The following is a 20250-nucleotide window of genomic DNA, read 5'->3' on the forward strand; positions in this document are numbered from 1 at the left end:
AGGTGGCTACGCTGGGCAAGCGGGGCGAAGAGGGAATTTTATAACGGTATATTTATCCCCAAGCCTCCCCCTACAACTCCTTCCTCAACCGTGCCACCGGCACCCCCAATTGTTCCCGGTATTTAGCGACGGTGCGGCGGGCAATGTCATAACCTTTTTCTCGGAGGAGGTCCATGAGTTTTTGGTCGCTGAGGGGTTTGGATTTGTTTTCGGCGTCGATGATGTCTTTGAGGACATTTTTTACTTCAGTGGTGGAGACGTCTTCGCCATCGGTAGTACTGAGGCTTTCGGAGAAAAATTCCTTCAGGCGGAAGGTGCCAAATTCCGTTTGTACAAATTTACTGTTGGCTACTCGGGAGATCGTAGAAATGTCGAGGTTGGTAATTTCTGCAATATCTTTCAAGATCATCGGCCGCAAGCGCTTTTTATCTCCCGTAAGGAAAAAGTCGTACTGGTATTGCATGATGGTGTACATGGTATTGTACATGGTCTGCTGGCGTTGGACGATGGCGTCAATGAACCATTTGGCCGAGTCTATCTTTTGTTTGATAAAAACGACAGCTTCTTTCTGCTCCCGGTTGCTGGTGCCATTGCGGCGATTATTGCGGTAGGAACGTAGCATGTCGCGGTATTGGTCGCTGACCCTCAGGTCGGGCGCGTTGCGGCTATTGAGTTCCAGTTCTAGTTCTCCATCACGGGTGAAGATAAAGAAGTCAGGGGTTACGTATTGTGCCGTTCGCTGGTTGGCGGTGCTAAAACCGCTGGCAGGTTTGGGATTGAGTTTTAGAATTTCGCCGATTGCGTCGCGCAATTCATCTTGACTAATCTCCAGTTGCTTTTGGAGCTTTTCGTAATGCTTTTTGGTGAAGGCATCAAAGTATTTTCGGATAATCAACTTTGCCCGCTTTAAGTTGATCAGATCTTCGTCGTCGAGCTCAAAGTTGTCTTCAAGTTTAAGGTCGAGTTGCAGTAGCAGGCACTCTTGCAAGTCTTGTGCGCCGATGCCGGGAGGCTCAAAGCGCTGGATCATTTGCAGGATTTTCTTTACCGTAGCTTCATCCGTGAAGATGTTTTGCGAGAACATCAGATCGTCCAGAATGGCGGTAGGGCTACGTCTGAGATAGCCATCTTCGTCGATACTGCCAATAATTTGTAAAGCAATCGTTTCTTCTTGCTCATTATTGAGACGTAACAGGCCTAATTGTTCTTCCAGGTGCTCGTGGAAACTTTGTTGAACAGAGATAGGGATGGTTCGGTCTTCTTCGTCTTGGCTATAGTTGTTGGCCGATAATTTATAGGAGGAAGGGTCGTCGTCGATGTAGTCCTGCAGGTATTCGTCTAATTCGAAATTATCCTCAGTGGCTTCGTCCCGATTTTCCTGTTCTTCCACCAAACGGTCTTCCCTTTCCAAGCCTTCTTCCAAAGCAGGGTTAGCCTCTAGTTCCTCCTTGATGCGCTGCTCTAAATTGACAGTTGGCACCTGCAACAGCTTCATCAACTGAATCTGCTGTGGCGACAGCTTTTGGAGCATTTTCTGACTTATCGTCTGCTTGAGCATGACGTTGCTGTGCTTGGGTATGGTTATTAAGGAAAGCGTAATTTACACTTGTTTACGTCTGTGCGCAACTTTTGTTTATTAAATGGAACGATTTTTGTTGAGTATCATTCTGAATATTCATAACCGTCATTGATTTGCCTACCTTCTGCTAAAAGTTCCCTACTTTTAAGGCCGACATTTTAACTACTAGCTACGCAATGAATATTCCTTCTCGTATAGAACATTTACGAGCCGAGATGGCTCATCATAATATCACGGCCTACTTAGTGCCGAGTAGCGATCCTCACCAGAGTGAATACGTTGCGCCACGCTGGCAGACACGTGCATGGTTGTCAGGGTTTACAGGCTCTGCCGGTACCTTGATCGTTACGGCCGAGGGCGCGGGCGTTTGGACAGACTCCCGTTATTTTATTCAGGGCGAAGCGCAATTGGCAGGCAGTGGCATCACACTGGAACGGCAACAAGTGCCTCACGCACCTGAGCACGTAGACTGGTTGGTGGAAAACCTGCGCGCGGGCCAACAACTGGGCTTTGACGGCCGGGTGGTATCCTTGAGCCAGGCTCGATTCCTGGAAGAAAAACTTAGTACTAAAGGGATCAAGCTAAATGCAAAATACGACTTGGCTGCGAATTTCTGGGAAGATCGCCCTAAGGTTCCAACCAGTGAGGTGTATGCTTTTGATACGGCCTATGCCGGGCAAAGCCGCGCCGAAAAGCTGACTGAAATTCGTACCTGGTTGACCAAGGTGGGGGTAGATGCTGTGCTGCTGGTGGCCCTGGATGAAATTGCCTGGACTTTAAACATCCGAGCGGCAGACGTAGCTTTTAATCCCGTCTGTTTGAGCTATCTTTTGGTTACTAAAAACGATGCACAATGGTTTGTTGGCAAAGAGCGTATTGACCAAAAATTAAGCACTGCTCTCAAAGAAGATGGCGTAGAAGTGGCAGATTATTCGAAGATTGAAACGGCCTTGCAAAATTTCCCCGCCTCTCAGCAATTGGCCATTGATCCCACGACGCTAAGCTATCGTTTTTACGAGCTACTGGCGGGTAAAGACCTCAAAGAGTCAGGTAGCCCGGTGGTGATGATGAAGGCCATTAAGAACAAGACGGAAATCCAGCATTTTCGCAATGTAATGTGCAAAGACGGAGTAGCCTTGTTGCGTTTATTCCGTTGGTTAGAAAAGACCTTGAAGACCACCACTGTTACCGAAGTTGAGATTAGTGAGCGGCTGGCAGAATTTCGCAGCCAGCAAAATCTTTACAAAGGAGAAAGTTTTCCAGCGATTGTAGGGTATAATGGTAATGGCGCGATTGTTCACTACCACGCTGAGCCTGCAACATGCGCCAGCTTGAATGCTTCGGGAATCTTACTGCTGGATAGCGGCGGGCAATACCTGGATGGAACCACAGATATAACCCGAACCGTAGCACTAGGAAGCACCACCATGGAGCAGCGGCGACACTTTACGCTGGTCCTCAAAGGCATGATAGCACTGAGTAAGGCCCGGTTTCCCAAAGGGACGGGAGGCGCACAGCTCGATACGATGGCTCGCCAGTTTCTTTGGCAGGAAGGCTTGGACTATGGACATGGTACCGGGCACGGTGTTGGGTTTTTTCTCAATGTTCACGAAGGACCACAGGGGTTTGCCACCAGTGCGGTCACCAGTCGCGGGCGCACCGCTTTACAGCCAGGAATGGTGACCAGTAATGAGCCAGGGTTCTATCGCACGGGGCATTATGGTATTCGTATTGAAAACCTCATCTTGTGTGTAGAAGACCGCAGTACAGACTACGGCAATTTCCTCCGTTTTGAAACCCTGACGCTTTTCCCGATTGACCGTCGTCTACTACAGTTGGACATGCTTTCGGAAGAAGAGCGCAAATGGCTCAATGATTACCACCAACAGGTTTTGGCAGGGATATTACCGCTGTTGAAAGAAGACGAAGAACGAACCTGGCTACGCCAGCAATGCCAACCTTTATAACTCTTGTCATGCACCGATTACTACTAGTACTGCTACTCGCTACAACGACCATTTTTCTACAAGCGCAAAAGGAAGAGCTGCGTAAATTCGTCACGGAACACCAGGATCATTTTGGTCGCTACACCGCAATAGGGGAAGAGATGGCAATGCTTGATAAAGAAGGGCAGGCAGAGGCCATCATTTGGTCGGTGAGCTATTTACGCAAAGATGTTGAGCAATCAACTGCCCGCCCGGTCATGTTTGTTTTTAATGGTGGTCCGGGTTCTGCTTCCGTTTGGTTGCACATGGGCTTGTTTGGCCCTCAGCTGGCACAGGTAGCCAGTGATGCCAAGGCGGATGACGGCGCTGCCCCTTTTGTCATGGTCGAGAACCCCTACAGTTTGCTCGATCTGGTCGACCTGGTTTTTATCGACCCCGTGGGCACGGGCTACAGCAGGGTTGTCAATAATGGTAAAGAAAGTAATTATTGGGGGCTGAATGAGGATGCGACCTCTATTGCTACCTTCATCCGTAAGTGGATTAATCAATACAAGCGCTGGAATGCACCAAAATTTATCGCCGGAGAAAGCTTTGGCACCACGCGTGCAGCTGGGGTCGTAAGGGCACTTCACCAGGATGGGCAGGATATGGCTCTAAATGGACTGGTATTGATCTCTCAGGCGCTCGATTACACGGGATCAACACCGGAGCCCGATAACCTTATTGCTTTTCTGACCTACCTTCCTACGATGGCTGCTACGGCTTGGTACCACAAACAAGCAGGCCAGGAACACACCCTCGCCGACTTTGTGGAAGAGGCGCGCAAATTTACCTACGATGAATATGCGCCTGCACTTTTGAGGGGGAATACCTTGACGGCGGAGGCTAAAGAACATATTGCCCAGCGACTGGTCTATTTTACCGGATTGGATAAAGCCTATATCCTTCGCGCTGATCTGCGGGTAACTGCTACGCGTTTTCGGAAAGAACTCCTCCGTAACCAGGGGCTCACCATTGGGGGGCTTGACAGCAGATACACCTTGGAAGAATACGATCAAACAGCTGCTACGCCTACCCATAGCGACGCTGCAAGTACGGCCATCAGCAGTGCTTATACGGCTGCTCTGCATACCCACTTTGCCAATAATCTGGCCATTGATATGGAATTGCCTTACATGACATCCAATCGGCGTATCTACCCCAAGTGGAATTGGCGGCCTGTTTCCCCCGAGCAGTCGTGGGAACCCGCCTATGTGAACGTTGCCCCCCAGTTAAGTTGGGCGATGCGGGCCAACCAGCAACTGGAGGTCATGGTGGCTAATGGCTATTACGATCTGGTAACCCCCTTCTTCGATGCGGAGTACACTTTTCAACGCCATGGCATCCTTTCGGATCGTGTGGAGATGAGGTATTACGAAGGAGGCCACATGATGTACACCCAACACGACGAATTAAAACAACTGGCGGCAGATATCCGTGCTTTTCTAACGCGCTGTTTAGCACAATAAGTTCTACCTTTGAGGTAACTACACAGACACCATGGCTAATCCTATTATTAAGGTTTCGGATATTGCTACTGCGGTGGCCATATCCAACAGTATTCCCGAGTTTATTGATCCACCTTCCAAGGAGGAGTATAAAAGGCGACTAAAGGATGTACCTCATCTTATATTGGTAGCTTTTGACCAGGATCGCCCGGTCGGATTCAAGGTCGGCTATGAGCGGAATGGTGCCTTTTACTCCTGGATGGGCGGTGTTTTGCCCAGTTACCGACGCCGAAGTATTGCGCGTCGGTTGGCAGAAAAGCAGGAAGCCTGGGCACTGGGGAACGGTTACAAAAGCGTCACCTTCAAGACACGTAACCAGCATAAGAGTATGCTCTTGTTTGCCTTGCGGCGGGGCTTCAATATTATCGGATTCAAAGAAAAAGGAGATGTGTTGACCAACCGTATCCTCTTACAGAAGGTTCTCTAGTAACGAAAAGTGCAAGTAGTGTATCTTGTGCCTCGTTTTTTAAAATAAGCGCTGACAATGTTTGTTGGGAAATAAATCGAAACAAAGTTGGCAGCTAAACTCAGTTGAATGGGCTACTATTTACTGCCCGCAAACCAAATACCATTGTTATGAGATCAATTTTCCTTGGTTTAGCTATCCTGCTGGTCACTGGTGCCACCTTTGCTCAGGGAGAGTTTTCCGGCGGCTTCAAAGCGGGATTGAATTTTAATAATATCGACGGACCGACGGAAACAGAAGATGAGGTTTTCGGTTCCAACACAGGATTCCATATTGGTGCTTCATTTGTCTACTCAATCACTGATTTGTTTGGGGTGAAAGCAGAGTTGATGTACAGCCAAAAAGGCACCCAGTACACTTACGATGGGCCTTCGTACTTTACGTTTTATACCACCAATACAGGTACGCCCATTTTCGCCACCGGCAACCGGCGTAGTGACATTAGTGTTTCTAACTCTTACATTGATATTCCGGTACTGCTTTATTATAAAGTTGGTCGCCTGGAATTTGAAGCAGGTGTTAACGCCGGATTATTAATAGGAAGTAGCGGTAGTGGTGGAATTACTTTTTCGGGGATGACCCAGGCCGGTAGCCCCGTTGCTGAATTTACCACAGGCGTTGACTTTGGTTACATCAACGGAGAAAGAGGGGTGAATGCCATTCAGGGATCAACGCCGATTACCTTGAACACACTGCAAGCTTTTCTTCCCGGCTCTATTGATGCCTATTACGAGGCAGCAGATAATGATGAAAAGAAATTTAAAACCCTTGATTTTGGATTGAATGCTGGTGTAGCATTCTTTCTAAACGATGGGCTTTACGTAGGTGTGCGTGCCAATTATGGCTTGTCGGATATTACGAATGAAGGGCAGGATATCTCTCCCGTCAGCTTAGCCGTGGGCAATCGTTATCAGACCAGAAATGACGAGGATCGCAATGTTTCTATCCAGGCTTCGGTAGGTTTTAGGTTTTAGAAGTGATTGAACCATATAAGGCACATATAAGTATTTCTTTTATGCCTTATATGGTTCAATTCTCTTGGATAGAGGGCCTCTCTACCATGCTACAATCAACGCTTTCACCAGTGCTTGCAAGCGAGGCGAAGTTTCTCCAACTTTTGCGATGACATCTTCTACACTGGTTTCCTTAATATCTTCCAGAGGGTAGCATTTATTAGAAACCACGGAAACCACGAAAATGGGGAGTTCCATGTGTTTGGCTACCAACACTTCCGGCACGGTAGACATGCCGACCAGATCGGCACCGATGCGGTGGAAAAACTGGTATTCGGCAGGTGTTTCCAGATTAGGGCCTTGCAAACCTAAGTAGATCCCTTCGTGAGCAGGGATACCCATTTTTCGAGCCATTTGTAGTGCCTGCGCATTTAGTTGGCGATCGTAGGTGCCCAGCATATCCGGGAAACGCGGCCCCAGGCGTTCGTCGTTGTGGCCGCGCAGCGGGTTGTCGGCCATGAAATTAATATGGTCGCGGACAAAAACGATATCGCCCGCCTCGATAGCCGGGTTGACACTGCCTGAAGCATTGGAAATAATCAAGCGTTCTATACCCAGGAACTTCATCACCCTTACGGGGAACGTAACCTGCTCCATACTATAACCTTCATAGTAATGGAACCTGCCGGCCATGGCGACAATGGGAATGCCAGCCAGCTTACCGAAAATAAGTTTACCACGATGGCTTTGTACCGTAGACACAGGAAAATGAGGAATATCACCATAGGCAATTTCCGTAGCATCTGTTATCTCGTCGGCTAAATCGCTGAGACCCGTGCCCAAAATGAGGCCAAAGCGAGGGCTTAGCGTACTTTGGCTTTTGAGGTAACTGACGGCATCCTGGATGGTATCGTAAAGGTGAGGTGAAGGCATGCTTGCTTTAAATTGTTGATCTTATGCCAAAGTAGAAAATAGTAAGGGATGTGCCCGTCTTTTTAGGAATAATTTTACAGACGGTGAACGAACCCTAGCTGCTAGTACATAATCACAAGCTACTGCCCCAACGCTTTCACACGCAAATGACGTCTGTAAAGAAGAACAGTTTTTTCTAAAAAAAAACAGGATCCAATGAAGTATCTATTGATCACCTCTATTTTAGCTTTCCTTTGTTTGGGTTGTGAAACCGATAACATTCCATTATCGGCAGGAGACTTCCTCTACTTCAATTCTTTTGAGGATGGCAACGATTCCGGGACTTTTGAAGCTACCTACGATAAGGATGCCCCTGCGGGAGGTGGCGATTATTCGCTCCTGATCAATGGAGGGTGCATTGTTCCTCATTATGAAGTCGGGATTGGTCCCTTCTCGCAAGAAATAGAAGTGAAGCTGTCTACTTGGGGAAAAACAATGGAAGATAGGAGTGGTTCCTTGATTTTGTACCTATTGAATGACCCCTCACAATACTTGTCAATAGAAATCACTACCCCCGAGTGGCAAGCTTATGAAGCGGAAGGAAGTATGGTCATTCCTGCCGGGGAAACAGCAACGCTACAGTTTATTTCGGGAGGGCTCATCTCCGTAGCTACGCATTACGATCTTGTAGAAATACGGCTAGCGGAATAAGTGCTTCCAGCGGACTTCCCGCTGATGGAACTTATTCGCCGACCCCTTAGCATGAAAGGTACAGCGTACCGCCTATCTCTGTAGGAATCTTTTAGGTTTTTATGTGAGGTGCAGCGCACCGTACGCTATTCAGCAGGATGGTCTACATTCCATGGTTTTATTAATTGGGAAATAGAGCACGGTGCGCTACACCTTTTTCATGAGAAAATATCATTTGCTATAGATACGGCGGTGCGCTGCACCAAAATTTATCGTCGACCAAGCCAGAAACCACACCTCTAAATAACGTAAGGTTGGGCATTAATCGCTTGATTTTCAATAGCAATACACCATGTGCGACCTCTCTGAGGTCGAAATAAGGCATGAACGACCATTCTACCAATTTTTGACCTCTCCGAGGTCATACATAACATCTCGGAGAGATGCCATATTGGTAGTAAATACAAACGATATAACTCACCCGACCTCGGAGAGGTCGCATATAATACCTCCAACCTCACATTAAATAAGCCGTGAACCTGTCTACCTGTCCGGTGGCCAGACGGGCTCGGCGAAGCCAGGTGAGCGAACACGCTAGTAGCACCGGCGTAAATCCTGCCTTGGAAGAGTATATCGTTCTGAGCACTTTGTTCAATACCAATAATTGCTAGCCTGAAATGGGGAAGTTACTCTTTGCTGCTTTCTACGGTCGTGCCTCTCTTGGGACAGCACGAAAATAAAATGCGATTGGCTACGCCGCTACTACGTGGTTTGGTTTTCATAATAGTAAGCCAAGCGGTTCATTTAAAGCGGTTTACTATTTGAAAACCTTGAAGAAAATCGCATTTTATTTTCTGCGCAATATGTGGTCTCTAGAAAGCGGGATAAACTTCTCCTCCGCTGGTAGAGGTTTTCCATTACGAAAAAAGACCTGCTACAGTTAAGTAACAAATCTTTTTTATTGAGCCATCCAGCGGACTCGAACCGCCGACCTACGCATTACGAATGCGTTGCTCTACCAGCTGAGCTAGGATGGCACTAAAGTGGGGCAAATATAAAATCTTTTTTCATAGAAAAAACAACTTATACCGTCGAAAAAATCCCGGGGTTAGGGAATTTTTTTTGGGCACGATTGGCAAATCACTTAAATTGAGGGATAAACGAAACCCAACCCAACGGACTGTGACCTATCGAACTTTCATCAGCCAGTTATTTATTACACTTGGCAGCTTGCGTGCTGCTGTAGAGCTTATTCGTGAGCGAGAATTATGGCGAGGCATTAATCGCTACAGCTGGGTGTTCAAAGCCCTCTTTATTGTTGGTATCCTGGTCGGATTATCCTTTCTCATGGAAGTAGGGGGCTGGATTAGTAGTCTTTTTGTGGGCGATACCTCGGTTAACGCCTTCGCCGCAATGGGGACGATGATCAGCAACATTGCAACGGAAGGATACGAATCCTTTACTTCTGGTTTGTTGAAGTACGTGATCCTGGTACTTTCAGAGGTAGTGGTTTTTCACTTCATGCAACGTGCACTAGAGGAGATACAAGGGCACCCGGTTCGTACCGATTTTACCGCTTTTTTCAATGCTCAGGTACGGATGATCAAGGTGGCCATTCGGTCGTGGGTGATGGAAATTATTGTTTCTGCACTGGTATCTGTAGTGTTCGGGATTTTTGGTTTTATGGACTGGCTGGAAAGCCCTGTTTTGTTTTTCGTGCAATGCTATTTCTTCGGGCTGGTGATCCTCGATAATTACAACGAACAATTTGGCATGACCATCAAAGAGAGTATGGCCTTCAGTAAATCCTACATGGGAGTTTCGCTGGCTTTGGGTATTGTCCTTTATCTGTTGATGTTGATCCCGCTGGTAGGCGTGGTAGGAGGTACCATCCTGGTATCCGTAACCGGCGCAATTGTAATGAGTAAAATTGCCAAGTTGGAGGTAAGTTCTCCTGAGGCAAAGATCAGTGCTGAATAGAGTTGTTCTGCTGGGGGCTGTTTTAGCGAAAGCGATAAAATTTTATTCTGAACGAGGCAGATTTTGCAGCCGAACCTGCCTGCAAGGCCAGCTTGCTGGCAGGCAGGTGCGGGCACCACGTAGTAGCCGCGAAGCGAATTCGGCGAAAAATCTAACGAAGCTCAGGATGAAATTTTCCGCTTGCAGCAAAACTTGTCCCAGCAGAACAACTCTAATAAACAGAGCTTTCGCCAAAGTACGTATAAGGATACAGGTCGCTTCGCTCCCTTTTGGGTAGAGGGTATGGAGATGGAAAGACCAAGTCCCTTTACCCTCTACCTCAAGGGCGATGCAATCGCTCCGCATCTCCTGTCCGCTGCCAGGCAGGCCTGTCCGCTGGCCAGGCGGGCCTGTCTGAAAAGCCAAGGAGGCAGCTTACTAGAACTTGATCGGCACGCGTACGACTGTGTTGTCCCAGCCAATGACCATGTGCGCCCCATCTTCGGCTTCTTCGAAGATGATTCCCATGGCTTCGATCGTGTTTTTGACGGTGCTGGTAGGTACGGTGATCTCCGCTACACTACTGTCTTCGGGCTTAAACACATAATGTCCCCACCCGTCGAGATCGAGACTGAAGTAGATGGTCCATTCTTTTTCGTTGACCATAGCGTAGACGGTATAACGACCAGCACGGACAGGTTGGTCGCCAATTTTTACATCCCGCATGAAGGTGATTTCTGTCGCCTCATTGGCACCAATACGCCACATTTCACCATATTTGATGAGTTCACCGAAGACGATGCGCTCTTTTTTCTGTGGGCGAGAGTAAATGACCCGCATGATGGGTTCACCAGCGAGTTTCTCTTCGGGGGTTTTGGCAAAATTGCGGAAAGCTGCTCGTTGAGGATAGTAGGACATGTCCATGGGGCTTTTGTCCAGGTCTGGAAACTCTTGTGCCATCAGGCTAGGAGCAATTCCCATGAGCATAATTAACAGTAGTGGGGCAAAATTCTTCATAAGTTAACTTAGTTTTGTGATGGTAGGAGTTTTAACGATTCTTAATAGAACGTATAAAGTAAGGAATTGGTTAAGCTGGCCTTTGGTATTTGCTAATGGTCGAGCCTTTCTGAACAGCCATCCCTCTACCCTCTACATCAAGGGCGCGAATTAGCCCGTACCAGCTACTGATTTTCGTCGAACGTCCAGTCAAGAGATTGGTGGGGAATTTTATTTTATAAAAAAGAAAGATCATGAAGATTCACCTCAAGTACGAACATACTCCCGAATTGGCCTATGATTTTGCCATTCACTATTGGAAATCGAAGCGTTTGCTAAAACTCATTTTCGGAGCCATTGTGGTAGTGCTGTTGGTACAGCTGGTGATCACCTTCGTGAGAGACGGCAGCGGCGAGGAAGCATTGAAAATCCTGATGCCCATCGGGATGATTCTGGTCATCTGGTTGTGGTTGATACCCGCCAGCTTGAAGAAGCAACTTCAGCGTGCCGATCAGCAAAGCAAATTGGGTACTGCTCGGGAGATGATCTTCGAGGAGGAAGAAATGCTGATCAAGACCGCCAATTCTGAGTCTACCTTTGATTATGAAGGCTTGCTGCATTACGGGGCTTCGGATAAGTGCTACTTCTTGTATATTGGTACCAACCAGGCCATGATTATTCCTAAAGCTGCTTTTGGTCCTGGGGAGGAAGAGGCGTTTCGGGAGTTGTTGCTGAGGAAGGAGGTGCCGTTTTTGTAAAATTTAATAACTCGTCGATAATTTCAATCTTCTCGCCGAAAGAACTGTTGTAGTGCTCAGATTTACAGTAGTTTAGTGATGTATTCAATAGAGAACACCTATTCAATCACCACTAAATCTACCCATTATGAGCTTCATGATTTCAGCCAGCCAGATGATTAATAGCAATCGTCGTTTGCAGCGCAAGCGCAATGTAGGATTTCGGAATACCGGCTTGCCTTTGGCAAAAATAAGCGACGAAATCTTGGAGCCTGTATCGCCAATTATCGCTCAGCGGTTTAAGGCGCAAATGGAGAGCGACCGTCAGCGGACGGAAATGATCACCGGCCTTCTATTGATCCTTGTTTTTGGAGTCAGTGCTGCGGTCCTCCTGTTGATGACCGGATTCTTCTAAAAAAAATTATTACTAGATAGTGTAGTATTATTGTCGTTGCCTGAGCCAGGAAACTGGTTCAGGCTTTTTTATTTACCTCACCAGATCATAAATTACACTCAAACCTAAGTTGTATTGAATGCCAATAACTGGAGCTATTTCATCCATTGCCTTGTCTACGCCTAACCTATTTTGCGCTCCCTCATAGTAAAAGGTCTTGTCCTTGCGCACTGTTTTTTTGACGTAGTTTCCTGAGTAATTAGTATTGACCACCGAGCTTTCAAATGCTTCATCGTATTGCTTGTACATGCTTTGAGGGTTATGTACGCCAAAATTATCCTGCACAATTCTGTAGGTGTCTGAAATCCTGATAGAGCTGTGTTTTGAGAATTTCCCCTTTCTATCTTCGATCACTTTCATGGCTTCGTCAAATAGCCCGTCGTATATTTTATCGAGATCATCATTGAAATATTCAACTTTGATGATGTCATAAATTTCTTGTTTGGAGGCCAGCTCAATGATTTCGTCGATGACGGCCAGCTTTCGTAGCTTTATGATAAGGTTTTTTCTGATTTCAAAGCCATCAAAAAACTCGGTGATCACGTTGCCTTCGATACTGTGATCATACACCTTGGTTTGCGAAATAAAATCAGCGTAAACGTCTTCTTCTTTAATGCCAATTTTTCCGAGGTCTGTCAGAAACAAATCTATCCTGTTGTTTAGATCTTGGTTACAAGCAACAACTGTTTTTGCCTCTCCTTTTACGCCAACCGTCATCAAGTAATAGTCGGCTTCTTTATTCAGCAGCACATTTGCGTTGATAATTAAGGTAGAGTCTGTTGAAACAAAGCTGCTCTTGTTGACGGAGACAGGCGTCTGGTTCCGGTTGTTGTTTTGGTAAACCTGGTTGCCTGCTATTTGAGCATAGGAAATGGTACTCCATATTGTCAAGAGGATAATTGTGAGGTGTTGTTTCATCGAAGGCTAGGTTTTAAAAGACACAAAAGATTTACCGAAACTCTTTGATATTCGTTCCGATGGTCAAATGATTGACGCCGCCACCGAGATGGAAGTTGGTTCGGCCATAGTCCAGGCGGAAACGGTTGATTTTTACCCCGGCGCCAAAGGTAAATCCTGCCAGACTACGGTATTCGTTGATGCTAAGTTCTTTGCGCATCAGGTGGCTATAGCCAAAACGTAGTCGGAAATTGTCTTTCTTACCCATAAAGAGTTCCCCATTGAAAACGAAGTGGCGGGCAAAGTTGTCGAACCAAATCTCTGTATCGCTCTGCTCCGTATCTACATCGCCAAAAAGGAGCGTTGTCTCTGTGGAGTTGGGATCATCGTAGAGGATGTTCCAGCGATCGAGGTAACGGTAGACGAGGGAAAATTGGAAGGGTAAGTATCTTAGTCGTTTGCTGATGCCGGCTTGCAACTCAAAGGGGAGTGGCTCTACATTGCCTTCCCGGTAAGTACTCAGTTGGCGGCCAGCATTGCGGGCGACCATGGTGAGAACCAGGTTTTTAGCGGTATCCTGGTACAGTAGGCTGAGATCGGCGACAATCCCTGTGGAGGTATAACTTTCCAGTCGAGACGTGACGAAACGCAGGTTGATGCCTCCTCTTAGCCGTTCGGCCAGTTGCCTGCCAGCACCGATGCTGATGCCATACTCCGCCGCTTTGAAATCTCCTTCGACCAGGCCCAGGTTGTTGGTCAGGTCGAAAGTGCCATAGTTGGCGTAGCGAATCCCGCCAGAAAAGGTAGTTTGCCACTTTTGATGGTAGTAGCCTCCCGTCGCATAGCCGTATTGCACATCACCCGGATGAAAAGCATGGCTAAAAGAAAGCTGTTGGTGCATCAGTGGGTTGAGCACTGCCGGGTTGGTAGCGCCCAGGTTGATATCATCATCGAGTACCGCAATATGTGTTCCCCCAAGGGCCGAAATCCTGGCAGAAGGCGCAAAATTGAGGAATTCATAAGTAAACAATCCACCCACCTGAGCGGCAAGCAGAGAGGAAAAACAAATGGCTAGGGAGAGTAGTAGTAAACGCATATTTAATCCTGCTTTTCTTCTGCTGACCAGGTAGTAGTGCATCGTCCGCTAACGCATTCCATCGTGCGGATAAGCGCTCCCTGCTCGTCATAAATTTTTAATTCGCCGTGTTCAAAATCTCCGTTGAGGTAGGTACCTTCTGCGGCGAGTTTACCATTGCGGTGATACTCGACAAAAGGACCGTTTTCCAGGTTTTCTGAAAAAGCGACAGATTCCTTGAGTTGGCCATTGTCATAATACGTTTTCCAAGTACCTGTCATCTCGTTGTTCACGTATTGGCCTTCCTGTTTCAGCATACCATTTTCATGGTAAAGGCGGTAGGGGCCATCGAAAATGCCAGCGCGGTAATTTTCGATAATGCTGGTATCTCCGCTGGACGTAAAGAGGATACGTTGACCGTCAAGGGTATCTGATTGGTAGTGGGCCACTTCTACCAATACGCCGTCGGCGGAGGTGGTATAGGCCCAGCCCTCCCGGGCAAAGTCAGTTTTGCGGCGTTCAAAACGAATGGAATTACCGAATTCATCTTGTTCCGTAACTTCTTCGATATTGCTTCCGCAGGAAGGAAAGAGAAAAAGGGCTACTGTAAAGCCAACTAGAAACGCGAACCATCTGTCCAAGGTGTATATTGTTTAATTAACAATGATGCCAAAGGCTGTATAGGGTTTGGCCGCTTTGCGCCCTTTGGGTATAGCGTAGAAAGGAGGGAGTACTTGTTGATCCAGCATCTCTTCTCCTGGATTTACAAAATCCTTCTACCCTTTACCTCAAGGGGCGATAACATCGTCCTGCATCCCTCTACAGAACAGCACGAAAATAAAAAGCGATTTTGTTTTCCAAATAGTTAAATAAGCACTTCATTTCAAGCCCGTCTGGCCAGCCGGACAGGCGTTTTAACTATTTGGAAAACTTGAGAAAAATCGCAGTTTATTTTCTGCGCAATACTACGTAAAAATAGCCAGCACAATTGAATAACGACAAGCCTTGAGGCAGATTGTTCGCGTTAACACCTGTGGGAAGACTAAAAATGTCGTCTTTTAGTCTATTGCACGATGGTTCGCCCGATACTTTCGTAGATAAACCCTTTTTCTTCCATCAATTCCAATGGGTAGAGGTTACGACCATCGAAAATGATAGGCTCCTTGAGCAGTTCTTTCATCACCTGAAAGCTGGGGGTGCGGAATACACTCCATTCTGTAGCGATAGCAAGCGCATCAGCACCGATGAGCGCCTCGTATTGGTCTTCGCAGAAGTGGACTTTGTCGCCGAAAATGGCTTTTACATTTTCCATAGCTTCTGGATCAAAGGCACGGATGTTAGCACCTGCGGCTAATAATGCTTCGATGGTATAAATGGCGGGTGCTTCCCGAATATCATCGGTGTTGGGTTTAAAGGCCAAGCCCCACAGGCCGATGGTTTTGCCTTCCAGGTTATCACCGTAGCGAGCTTTGATCTTGTCGACCAGGCGCATCCGTTGTTGGTGATTGACGGACATGACGGACTTGAGAATACGAAAATCGTAATCGTACATGTCCGATGTTTTCGCCAGTGCCTGTACATCTTTGGGGAAACAACTGCCGCCGTACCCTACACCAGGAAAGAGGAAGCGTTTGCCGATGCGGGTATCACTGCCCATACCATGGCGAACCATGTCGACATTGGCACCTACCTTCTCGCAAAGGTTGGCAATTTCGTTCATGAAGGTAATGCGAGTGGCCAGGTAGGAGTTGGCCGCGTACTTGGTCATTTCCGCCGAGCGTTCGTCCATAAAGATGATCGGATTGCCCTGGCGCACGAATGGTTCGTACAGTTGGCGCATATTTTTTCTCGCCCGTTCGGAGTTGGTGCCAATGACGACGCGATCGGGTTTTAAAAAATCTTCGACAGCTACGCCTTCCCGCAAAAATTCGGGATTGGAGACCACGTCAAACAAGTCCGTTGGCAGGTGTTTGGCCAGGGTATCGTGTACGCGTTCGGCTGTGCCTACGGGTACGGTACTTTTATCAACAATCGTTTTATACGAAGTAATGATATGGCTAAGTTGGTCGGCTACGCCCAAGATGTAAGAAAGATCGGCAGAGCCATCTTCACCTGGAGGAGTAGGAAGGGCCAGGAAAATGATCTCGGCGTTTTCCACGGCTTTGGCCAAATCGGTGGTAAATGAGAGCCGCCCTTGACGGGTATTGCGCTCGAAAAGTAACTCGAGACCTGGCTCGTAAATTGGAACCTCCCCGGCTTGCATGCGGGCTACCTTTTTGGCGTCAATATCTACACAGATAACATTATTGCCCGTTTCGGCAAAGCATGTACCGGACACTAAACCTACATAACCGGTACCAACTACTGCGATGTTCATGTTTTATTCCGTTTTTTGGGTATATTTCGTTTAATGATGTATCTGGCCGCAAAGGTAAATAATTGTTAGGGCTTATTATACGCTTGAGCAGCGCCGTTCTTCAGACGTAAAATTATCTATAAAGACACCAGGTGTATATGCGCCGATTTTTTCAACAGCTTTTTCATTCCTTTCCTATTCAGTTACTGCTACTGCACCTGAGGAGCAATTTACTGCTGCTTTCGCTGTGGGTAGTTTTGCTGTTGATGATGTCGGGAAGCCTGGGGCGCCGGTTGGGCTTGCAGTACCTTTTCCTGGACCCAGAATATTTAGGAGAAGTCAATTTTCTGAGTTTTTACATTGTGGGCATGGCGCTAGGTGGTTTTTTTATGAGTTGGAACCTGACGACGTATTTGCTTACGGCGCAATATTTTCCCTTTTTGGCCAGCCTTACGCGTCCATTTTCCAAATTTAGTATCAACAATTTACTACTACCGCTGGCTTTTGGCGGGTTTTATCTTTTGTTGATCGGCTATTTTCAGAATCACTATCAGGAATTATCGCTGGCGCAAAATGCCTGGCATTTACTGGCGCTGGTGCTGGGTAGTTTAACCCTCGTCGTGGGGTACTCTGTCTATTTTAATTTCACAAACCGCGATATTTCTTATTACCAGCGCAAGCAATTTCCTCCCAATCAGGTAAATCTGCACATCCCTCCGGGCCATCGCCGAGCTGATTTGGACTATCTGAAACAGGATCGCAATCGGCTCAAAGTCTGGACTTATCTGGGGGAAAACCTTCGCCCCCGTTTGGTACGTAGTGTAGCTCACTACGAATCGCGCATGCTCTTAAATATCTTTAAGCAAAACCACCTCAATGCGCTTGCCTTACAGCTAATCAGCATGATGTTATTGCTGCTGTTGGGCTATTTGGTCGATTGGGAGATCTTCCGGATACCCGCCGGAGCCAGTATTATCATTCTTTTCAGTTTATTGATTGCCTTTATTGGGGCGCTTACTTACTGGTTTGCGGCCTGGCGGGCTTTTGTGATTCTATTGTTATTGTTTGGTATTAACTATATCACCTCTTTCGGGATTTTCAACCACCCCAATGCAGCCTATGGTTTAAATTACGAGGGAGAACGCGCCGAATACAGCTATGATCGCCTTCAGCAAATCTGTTATGAAGATCAGTTGGACAAAGATTTGGCGGCCACACAAGAAATATTGGCGACTCGGATTGGTCAAATGAGTAGTGGAAATAGCAAACCCAAGATCGTATTCCTCTGTGCCAGCGGTGGAGGGCTGAAGGCTGCTACCTGGAGTACCCACGTTTTGCAAAGTGCAGATAGCCTTAGTCAGGGACGCTTGTTTGACCATACGGTGCTCATGACGGGTGCCTCGGGCGGTATGCTGGGCTTGGCCTACCAGCGGGAACTTTACCGTTTGAATAAAGAAAATCGCAACGAGGTCTATCGGCAAGAATACCGGGATCGTATCAGTTTGGACTTGTTGAATTCTATCGCTTTTACATTGGTGGCCAACGATCTTTTCGTACCCTGGCGCCGTTTCGAATACGGTGGGCATCATTATTTCCGTGACCGAGGTTATGTGCTGGAAGAGCAATTGAACGAGAATACGGAAGGTATCTTGGACCGCCCTTTAGCGGCCTACCGGCAGGAAGAAATAAGTGGCGAAGTACCCTTGCTGTACCTGAGCCCTGCTATTGTAAATGATGGCCGACAGATGATCATTTCGCCGCAAGGCGTATCCTTCATGATGCTTCCACCCGTAGGTTTTGAACAGCCAAAAGCCTATGAGATCGACGCAGTAGATTTTCGTTGGTTGCTGGGTAAACAAGGCGCCGACAGCCTCCGGTTTTTGACGGCCCTGCGCATGAATGCTACCTACCCTTACGTGCTGCCAACGGTACATCTGCCCACGCAGCCAACAATTGCTTTAGTGGATGCTGGTTTTCGTGATAATTACGGGATACAAAGTGCCACCCGCTTTATCCAAGTGTACCAGGATTGGATCAAAAAAAACACCAGCGGCGTAATTTTGGTACAGATAACGAGTTCGGAAAGATTTGAAAGTATCCCCGCCAGCGACGCCCATGGTATCGTAGAATCTTTGTTCAACCCGCTGGGGATTGCGGGCAAAGTGCTGGAAGTTCAGGAGCTCCAACACGACAATACCCTTAGTTTTATCAATGATTTGCTTGGTCCCGATCATTTTGAACTGATCCGCTTTATTTATCGCCCAACGAATGATAAAAAGCTGGAAGCTTCCGTTTCTTTCCATCTCACGCAGCAAGAGAAGCAAGATGTCCTGGAAGCATTAAGCTTGCCTGCTAACCAGGAAAGTATGCGGCGTCTGCTGGAAAGTTTGGGCACGGTGGAATAAGTCATTCGTCTCAACGCTGGTGCGTAAAGCAGTACCTAAAGCCCGATCCCCGGTTACCTTTGTCCATCTCGTTCAATTAGTATAAAAAGAGGATAATGCTAAAAGCTATACCATTAATCATGCTGTGTTTTCTCATGAGTTTTGCCAACGAGGCTAAGGCCCAAATTGGCAAAGAATACTGGGATCTGGAAGTCAAAGGGCCGGTGCGAGAAATAGTGATGACCAACATACTCAATTTTACAAATGAAAATGGGGAGATAGAGGAAGCACCACGTAATGAGACGACGATAAAGGTGAAAAATGGGCACTACGTTGCACGGATAGACGAGATGAGCATTGGCACCTATAGCATGTCCAGCTATACTGAAATGGATTGGGACGGTGATCGGCTGATGATGGTGCGGGAATACAGTAGCTATGATGAGGGTAAAAAGCGCCTGACGGAGCGTAACGTCCCCTTTTATGACGATCAGGGGGTATTGGTGGCAGAAAACATCCTCGACAATAAGGACAAACTCATGGCCACCCTCCTTTATTCGCAAAGCGTAGCGGACAACGGCAACGAAATCCTACGGATGACCATGTACAAGCCGGATTACACTACGCCCCAAGGGCATTATTATATTGAATCAGATCAATGGGGGGAGGTGCTGCATATCGAATCGGTTGGAAAAGATACCGGTGTCTACATTCAGCGGATCAGTAGGATTGGAGATTCGATCATCACCTTGCGCCATATTATTGCTAGTCGTGAAGTGCGTGGTACAAAGGATACTTTTTTGGTAGCGCAGCGTTTTCAGTACGATACTTACGGAAATGTAACGGTTGCCACCAGTCAGATAACACCAGTAAACCAACCTGAACTAGGGGTACAGCGGATGCAAACCCAAAATGTGTATTACTATGAAGGAGATGACCTACCCAGCGCAAGCTCTGAGAATGCAGTGCCAGATTTGGTGGGGAAATGGTCTAGCGGTAGCTACAATATTGAACTCACTTTTGGTAGATCAAACTTACCCACAACAGGCATCTTCAGTACAGATCAGCTCCGGGAAAAAGATCCGGAAATTGTAGAGGAGGGGAGTGATTGGATTTTTCGTTTGCGCGAAGCAGGAATCGGAGAGTGGTATTACGACCAACAAACGAAAATGATCACCTTCAAACAAGCGGAGTATATGCTCATGAAGGTGAAAGCCGAAATTGTTGATTACAAATTGTTCATGGTGTCGGAAGGAGAATACCCTGCTGTTTTGGTGCTGGATAAGAAGGGGTGATACC

At 47.2% G+C, this 20250-nt stretch carries 17 protein-coding genes and 1 tRNA gene; 10 read left to right on the plus strand and 8 right to left on the minus strand.

Annotated elements, in window-relative coordinates:
- Window positions 1–70: 70 nt before the first annotated feature.
- A complete protein-coding gene (gene rpoN, locus AB0L18_RS09590) occupies window positions 71–1558 on the minus strand; it encodes an RNA polymerase factor sigma-54 (RefSeq protein WP_367392367.1) in 1488 nt (495 codons plus the stop codon).
- Between the two features lie 197 nt (window positions 1559–1755).
- Here rpoN and AB0L18_RS09595 point away from each other — a divergent pair, with 197 nt between their 5' ends.
- The 4 genes from AB0L18_RS09595 (at window position 1756) to AB0L18_RS09610 (ending at window position 6512) form a co-directional block, all read left to right on the plus strand.
- On the plus strand, window positions 1756–3546 hold the full coding sequence (locus AB0L18_RS09595) for an aminopeptidase P family protein (RefSeq protein WP_367392368.1): 1791 nt from the start codon (window positions 1756–1758) through the stop codon (window positions 3544–3546).
- Window positions 3547–3554: 8 nt separating this feature from the next.
- Window positions 3555–5033, plus strand: a complete 1479-nt coding sequence (locus tag AB0L18_RS09600; protein WP_367392369.1) for a S10 family peptidase — start codon at window positions 3555–3557, stop codon at window positions 5031–5033.
- A 31-nt stretch (window positions 5034–5064) separates the two neighbouring features.
- The gene (locus AB0L18_RS09605) at window positions 5065–5499 is read left to right on the plus strand and encodes a GNAT family N-acetyltransferase (RefSeq protein WP_367392370.1); all 435 of its coding nucleotides are present in this window, start codon (window positions 5065–5067) and stop codon (window positions 5497–5499) included.
- A 149-nt stretch (window positions 5500–5648) separates the two neighbouring features.
- On the plus strand, window positions 5649–6512 hold the full coding sequence (locus AB0L18_RS09610) for a porin family protein (RefSeq protein WP_367392371.1): 864 nt from the start codon (window positions 5649–5651) through the stop codon (window positions 6510–6512).
- An 81-nt stretch (window positions 6513–6593) separates the two neighbouring features.
- Here AB0L18_RS09610 and AB0L18_RS09615 read toward each other — a convergent pair whose 3' ends face one another.
- Window positions 6594–7424: a purine-nucleoside phosphorylase gene (locus AB0L18_RS09615; protein ID WP_367392372.1), complete on the minus strand. Its 831-nt coding sequence runs from the start codon at window positions 7422–7424 to the stop codon at window positions 6594–6596.
- Window positions 7425–7619: 195 nt separating this feature from the next.
- Between AB0L18_RS09615 and AB0L18_RS09620 the strand changes: the two genes are divergently transcribed.
- The gene (locus AB0L18_RS09620; RefSeq protein WP_367392373.1) at window positions 7620–8114 is read left to right on the plus strand and encodes a hypothetical protein; all 495 of its coding nucleotides are present in this window, start codon (window positions 7620–7622) and stop codon (window positions 8112–8114) included.
- Between the two features lie 943 nt (window positions 8115–9057).
- On the opposite strand, the gene AB0L18_RS09625 is transcribed toward AB0L18_RS09620, so the two are convergent.
- A tRNA-Thr gene (locus AB0L18_RS09625) sits at window positions 9058–9130 on the minus strand.
- Window positions 9131–9275: 145 nt separating this feature from the next.
- On the opposite strand from AB0L18_RS09625, the gene AB0L18_RS09630 reads away from it, so the two are divergent.
- Window positions 9276–10073, plus strand: a complete 798-nt coding sequence (locus AB0L18_RS09630; protein WP_367392374.1) for a hypothetical protein — start codon at window positions 9276–9278, stop codon at window positions 10071–10073.
- 417 nt (window positions 10074–10490) lie between these two features.
- Here AB0L18_RS09630 and AB0L18_RS09635 read toward each other — a convergent pair whose 3' ends face one another.
- Complete coding sequence (locus AB0L18_RS09635) at window positions 10491–11069, minus strand: DUF2911 domain-containing protein (RefSeq protein WP_367392375.1); 579 nt, start codon at window positions 11067–11069, stop codon at window positions 10491–10493.
- Window positions 11070–11302: 233 nt separating this feature from the next.
- Between AB0L18_RS09635 and AB0L18_RS09640 the strand changes: the two genes are divergently transcribed.
- Together AB0L18_RS09640 and AB0L18_RS09645 are read left to right on the plus strand one after the other, a co-directional pair.
- Complete coding sequence (locus AB0L18_RS09640; protein ID WP_367392376.1) at window positions 11303–11806, plus strand: YcxB family protein; 504 nt, start codon at window positions 11303–11305, stop codon at window positions 11804–11806.
- 127 nt (window positions 11807–11933) lie between these two features.
- The gene (locus tag AB0L18_RS09645) at window positions 11934–12200 is read left to right on the plus strand and encodes a hypothetical protein (RefSeq protein ID WP_367392377.1); all 267 of its coding nucleotides are present in this window, start codon (window positions 11934–11936) and stop codon (window positions 12198–12200) included.
- A gap of 72 nt (window positions 12201–12272) precedes the next feature.
- On the opposite strand, the gene AB0L18_RS09650 is transcribed toward AB0L18_RS09645, so the two are convergent.
- The 4 genes from AB0L18_RS09650 to AB0L18_RS09665 form a co-directional block, all read right to left on the minus strand.
- Window positions 12273–13157, minus strand: a complete 885-nt coding sequence (locus AB0L18_RS09650) for an SIMPL domain-containing protein (protein ID WP_367392378.1) — start codon at window positions 13155–13157, stop codon at window positions 12273–12275.
- A gap of 31 nt (window positions 13158–13188) precedes the next feature.
- A complete protein-coding gene (gene porQ, locus AB0L18_RS09655) occupies window positions 13189–14232 on the minus strand; it encodes a type IX secretion system protein PorQ (protein WP_367392379.1) in 1044 nt (347 codons plus the stop codon).
- Window positions 14233–14234: 2 nt separating this feature from the next.
- Window positions 14235–14852 carry a toxin-antitoxin system YwqK family antitoxin gene (locus AB0L18_RS09660; RefSeq protein ID WP_367392380.1) on the minus strand — a complete coding sequence of 206 codons (618 nt, stop codon included), beginning with the start codon at window positions 14850–14852 and terminating at the stop codon, window positions 14235–14237.
- A gap of 422 nt (window positions 14853–15274) precedes the next feature.
- Window positions 15275–16588 carry a UDP-glucose/GDP-mannose dehydrogenase family protein gene (locus AB0L18_RS09665; protein ID WP_367392381.1) on the minus strand — a complete coding sequence of 438 codons (1314 nt, stop codon included), beginning with the start codon at window positions 16586–16588 and terminating at the stop codon, window positions 15275–15277.
- A gap of 137 nt (window positions 16589–16725) precedes the next feature.
- On the opposite strand from AB0L18_RS09665, the gene AB0L18_RS09670 reads away from it, so the two are divergent.
- Together AB0L18_RS09670 and AB0L18_RS09675 are read left to right on the plus strand one after the other, a co-directional pair.
- Window positions 16726–18972 (plus strand): patatin-like phospholipase family protein, encoded by a 2247-nt coding sequence (locus tag AB0L18_RS09670; protein ID WP_367392382.1) that lies wholly within the window; start codon window positions 16726–16728, stop codon window positions 18970–18972.
- 95 nt (window positions 18973–19067) lie between these two features.
- Window positions 19068–20246, plus strand: coding sequence for a hypothetical protein (locus tag AB0L18_RS09675; protein ID WP_367392383.1), 1179 nt, complete (start codon window positions 19068–19070; stop codon window positions 20244–20246).
- Window positions 20247–20250: the final 4 nt, after the last annotated feature.

This window comes from Lewinella sp. LCG006 (assembly GCF_040784935.1).
Taxonomy (GTDB): Bacteria; Bacteroidota; Bacteroidia; order Chitinophagales; family Saprospiraceae; genus Lewinella.

Bases quoted from the DNA above. Each gene is read 5' to 3' on its own strand.
- AB0L18_RS09670 (WP_367392382.1), top strand. From the start codon at position 16,726: ATGCGCCGATTTTTTCAACAGCTTTTTCATTCCTTTCCTATTCAGTTA.
- AB0L18_RS09665 (WP_367392381.1), bottom strand. From the start codon at position 16,588: ATGAACATCGCAGTAGTTGGTACCGGTTATGTAGGTTTAGTGTCCGGT.
- AB0L18_RS09605 (WP_367392370.1), top strand. From the start codon at position 5,065: ATGGCTAATCCTATTATTAAGGTTTCGGATATTGCTACTGCGGTGGCC.
- AB0L18_RS09645 (WP_367392377.1), top strand. From the start codon at position 11,934: ATGAGCTTCATGATTTCAGCCAGCCAGATGATTAATAGCAATCGTCGT.
- porQ (WP_367392379.1), bottom strand. From the start codon at position 14,232: ATGCGTTTACTACTACTCTCCCTAGCCATTTGTTTTTCCTCTCTGCTT.
- AB0L18_RS09650 (WP_367392378.1), bottom strand. From the start codon at position 13,157: ATGAAACAACACCTCACAATTATCCTCTTGACAATATGGAGTACCATT.
- AB0L18_RS09640 (WP_367392376.1), top strand. From the start codon at position 11,303: ATGAAGATTCACCTCAAGTACGAACATACTCCCGAATTGGCCTATGAT.
- AB0L18_RS09610 (WP_367392371.1), top strand. From the start codon at position 5,649: ATGAGATCAATTTTCCTTGGTTTAGCTATCCTGCTGGTCACTGGTGCC.
- AB0L18_RS09595 (WP_367392368.1), top strand. From the start codon at position 1,756: ATGAATATTCCTTCTCGTATAGAACATTTACGAGCCGAGATGGCTCAT.
- AB0L18_RS09620 (WP_367392373.1), top strand. From the start codon at position 7,620: ATGAAGTATCTATTGATCACCTCTATTTTAGCTTTCCTTTGTTTGGGT.
- AB0L18_RS09600 (WP_367392369.1), top strand. From the start codon at position 3,555: ATGCACCGATTACTACTAGTACTGCTACTCGCTACAACGACCATTTTT.
- AB0L18_RS09635 (WP_367392375.1), bottom strand. From the start codon at position 11,069: ATGAAGAATTTTGCCCCACTACTGTTAATTATGCTCATGGGAATTGCT.
- rpoN (WP_367392367.1), bottom strand. From the start codon at position 1,558: ATGCTCAAGCAGACGATAAGTCAGAAAATGCTCCAAAAGCTGTCGCCA.
- AB0L18_RS09675 (WP_367392383.1), top strand. From the start codon at position 19,068: ATGCTAAAAGCTATACCATTAATCATGCTGTGTTTTCTCATGAGTTTT.
- AB0L18_RS09615 (WP_367392372.1), bottom strand. From the start codon at position 7,424: ATGCCTTCACCTCACCTTTACGATACCATCCAGGATGCCGTCAGTTAC.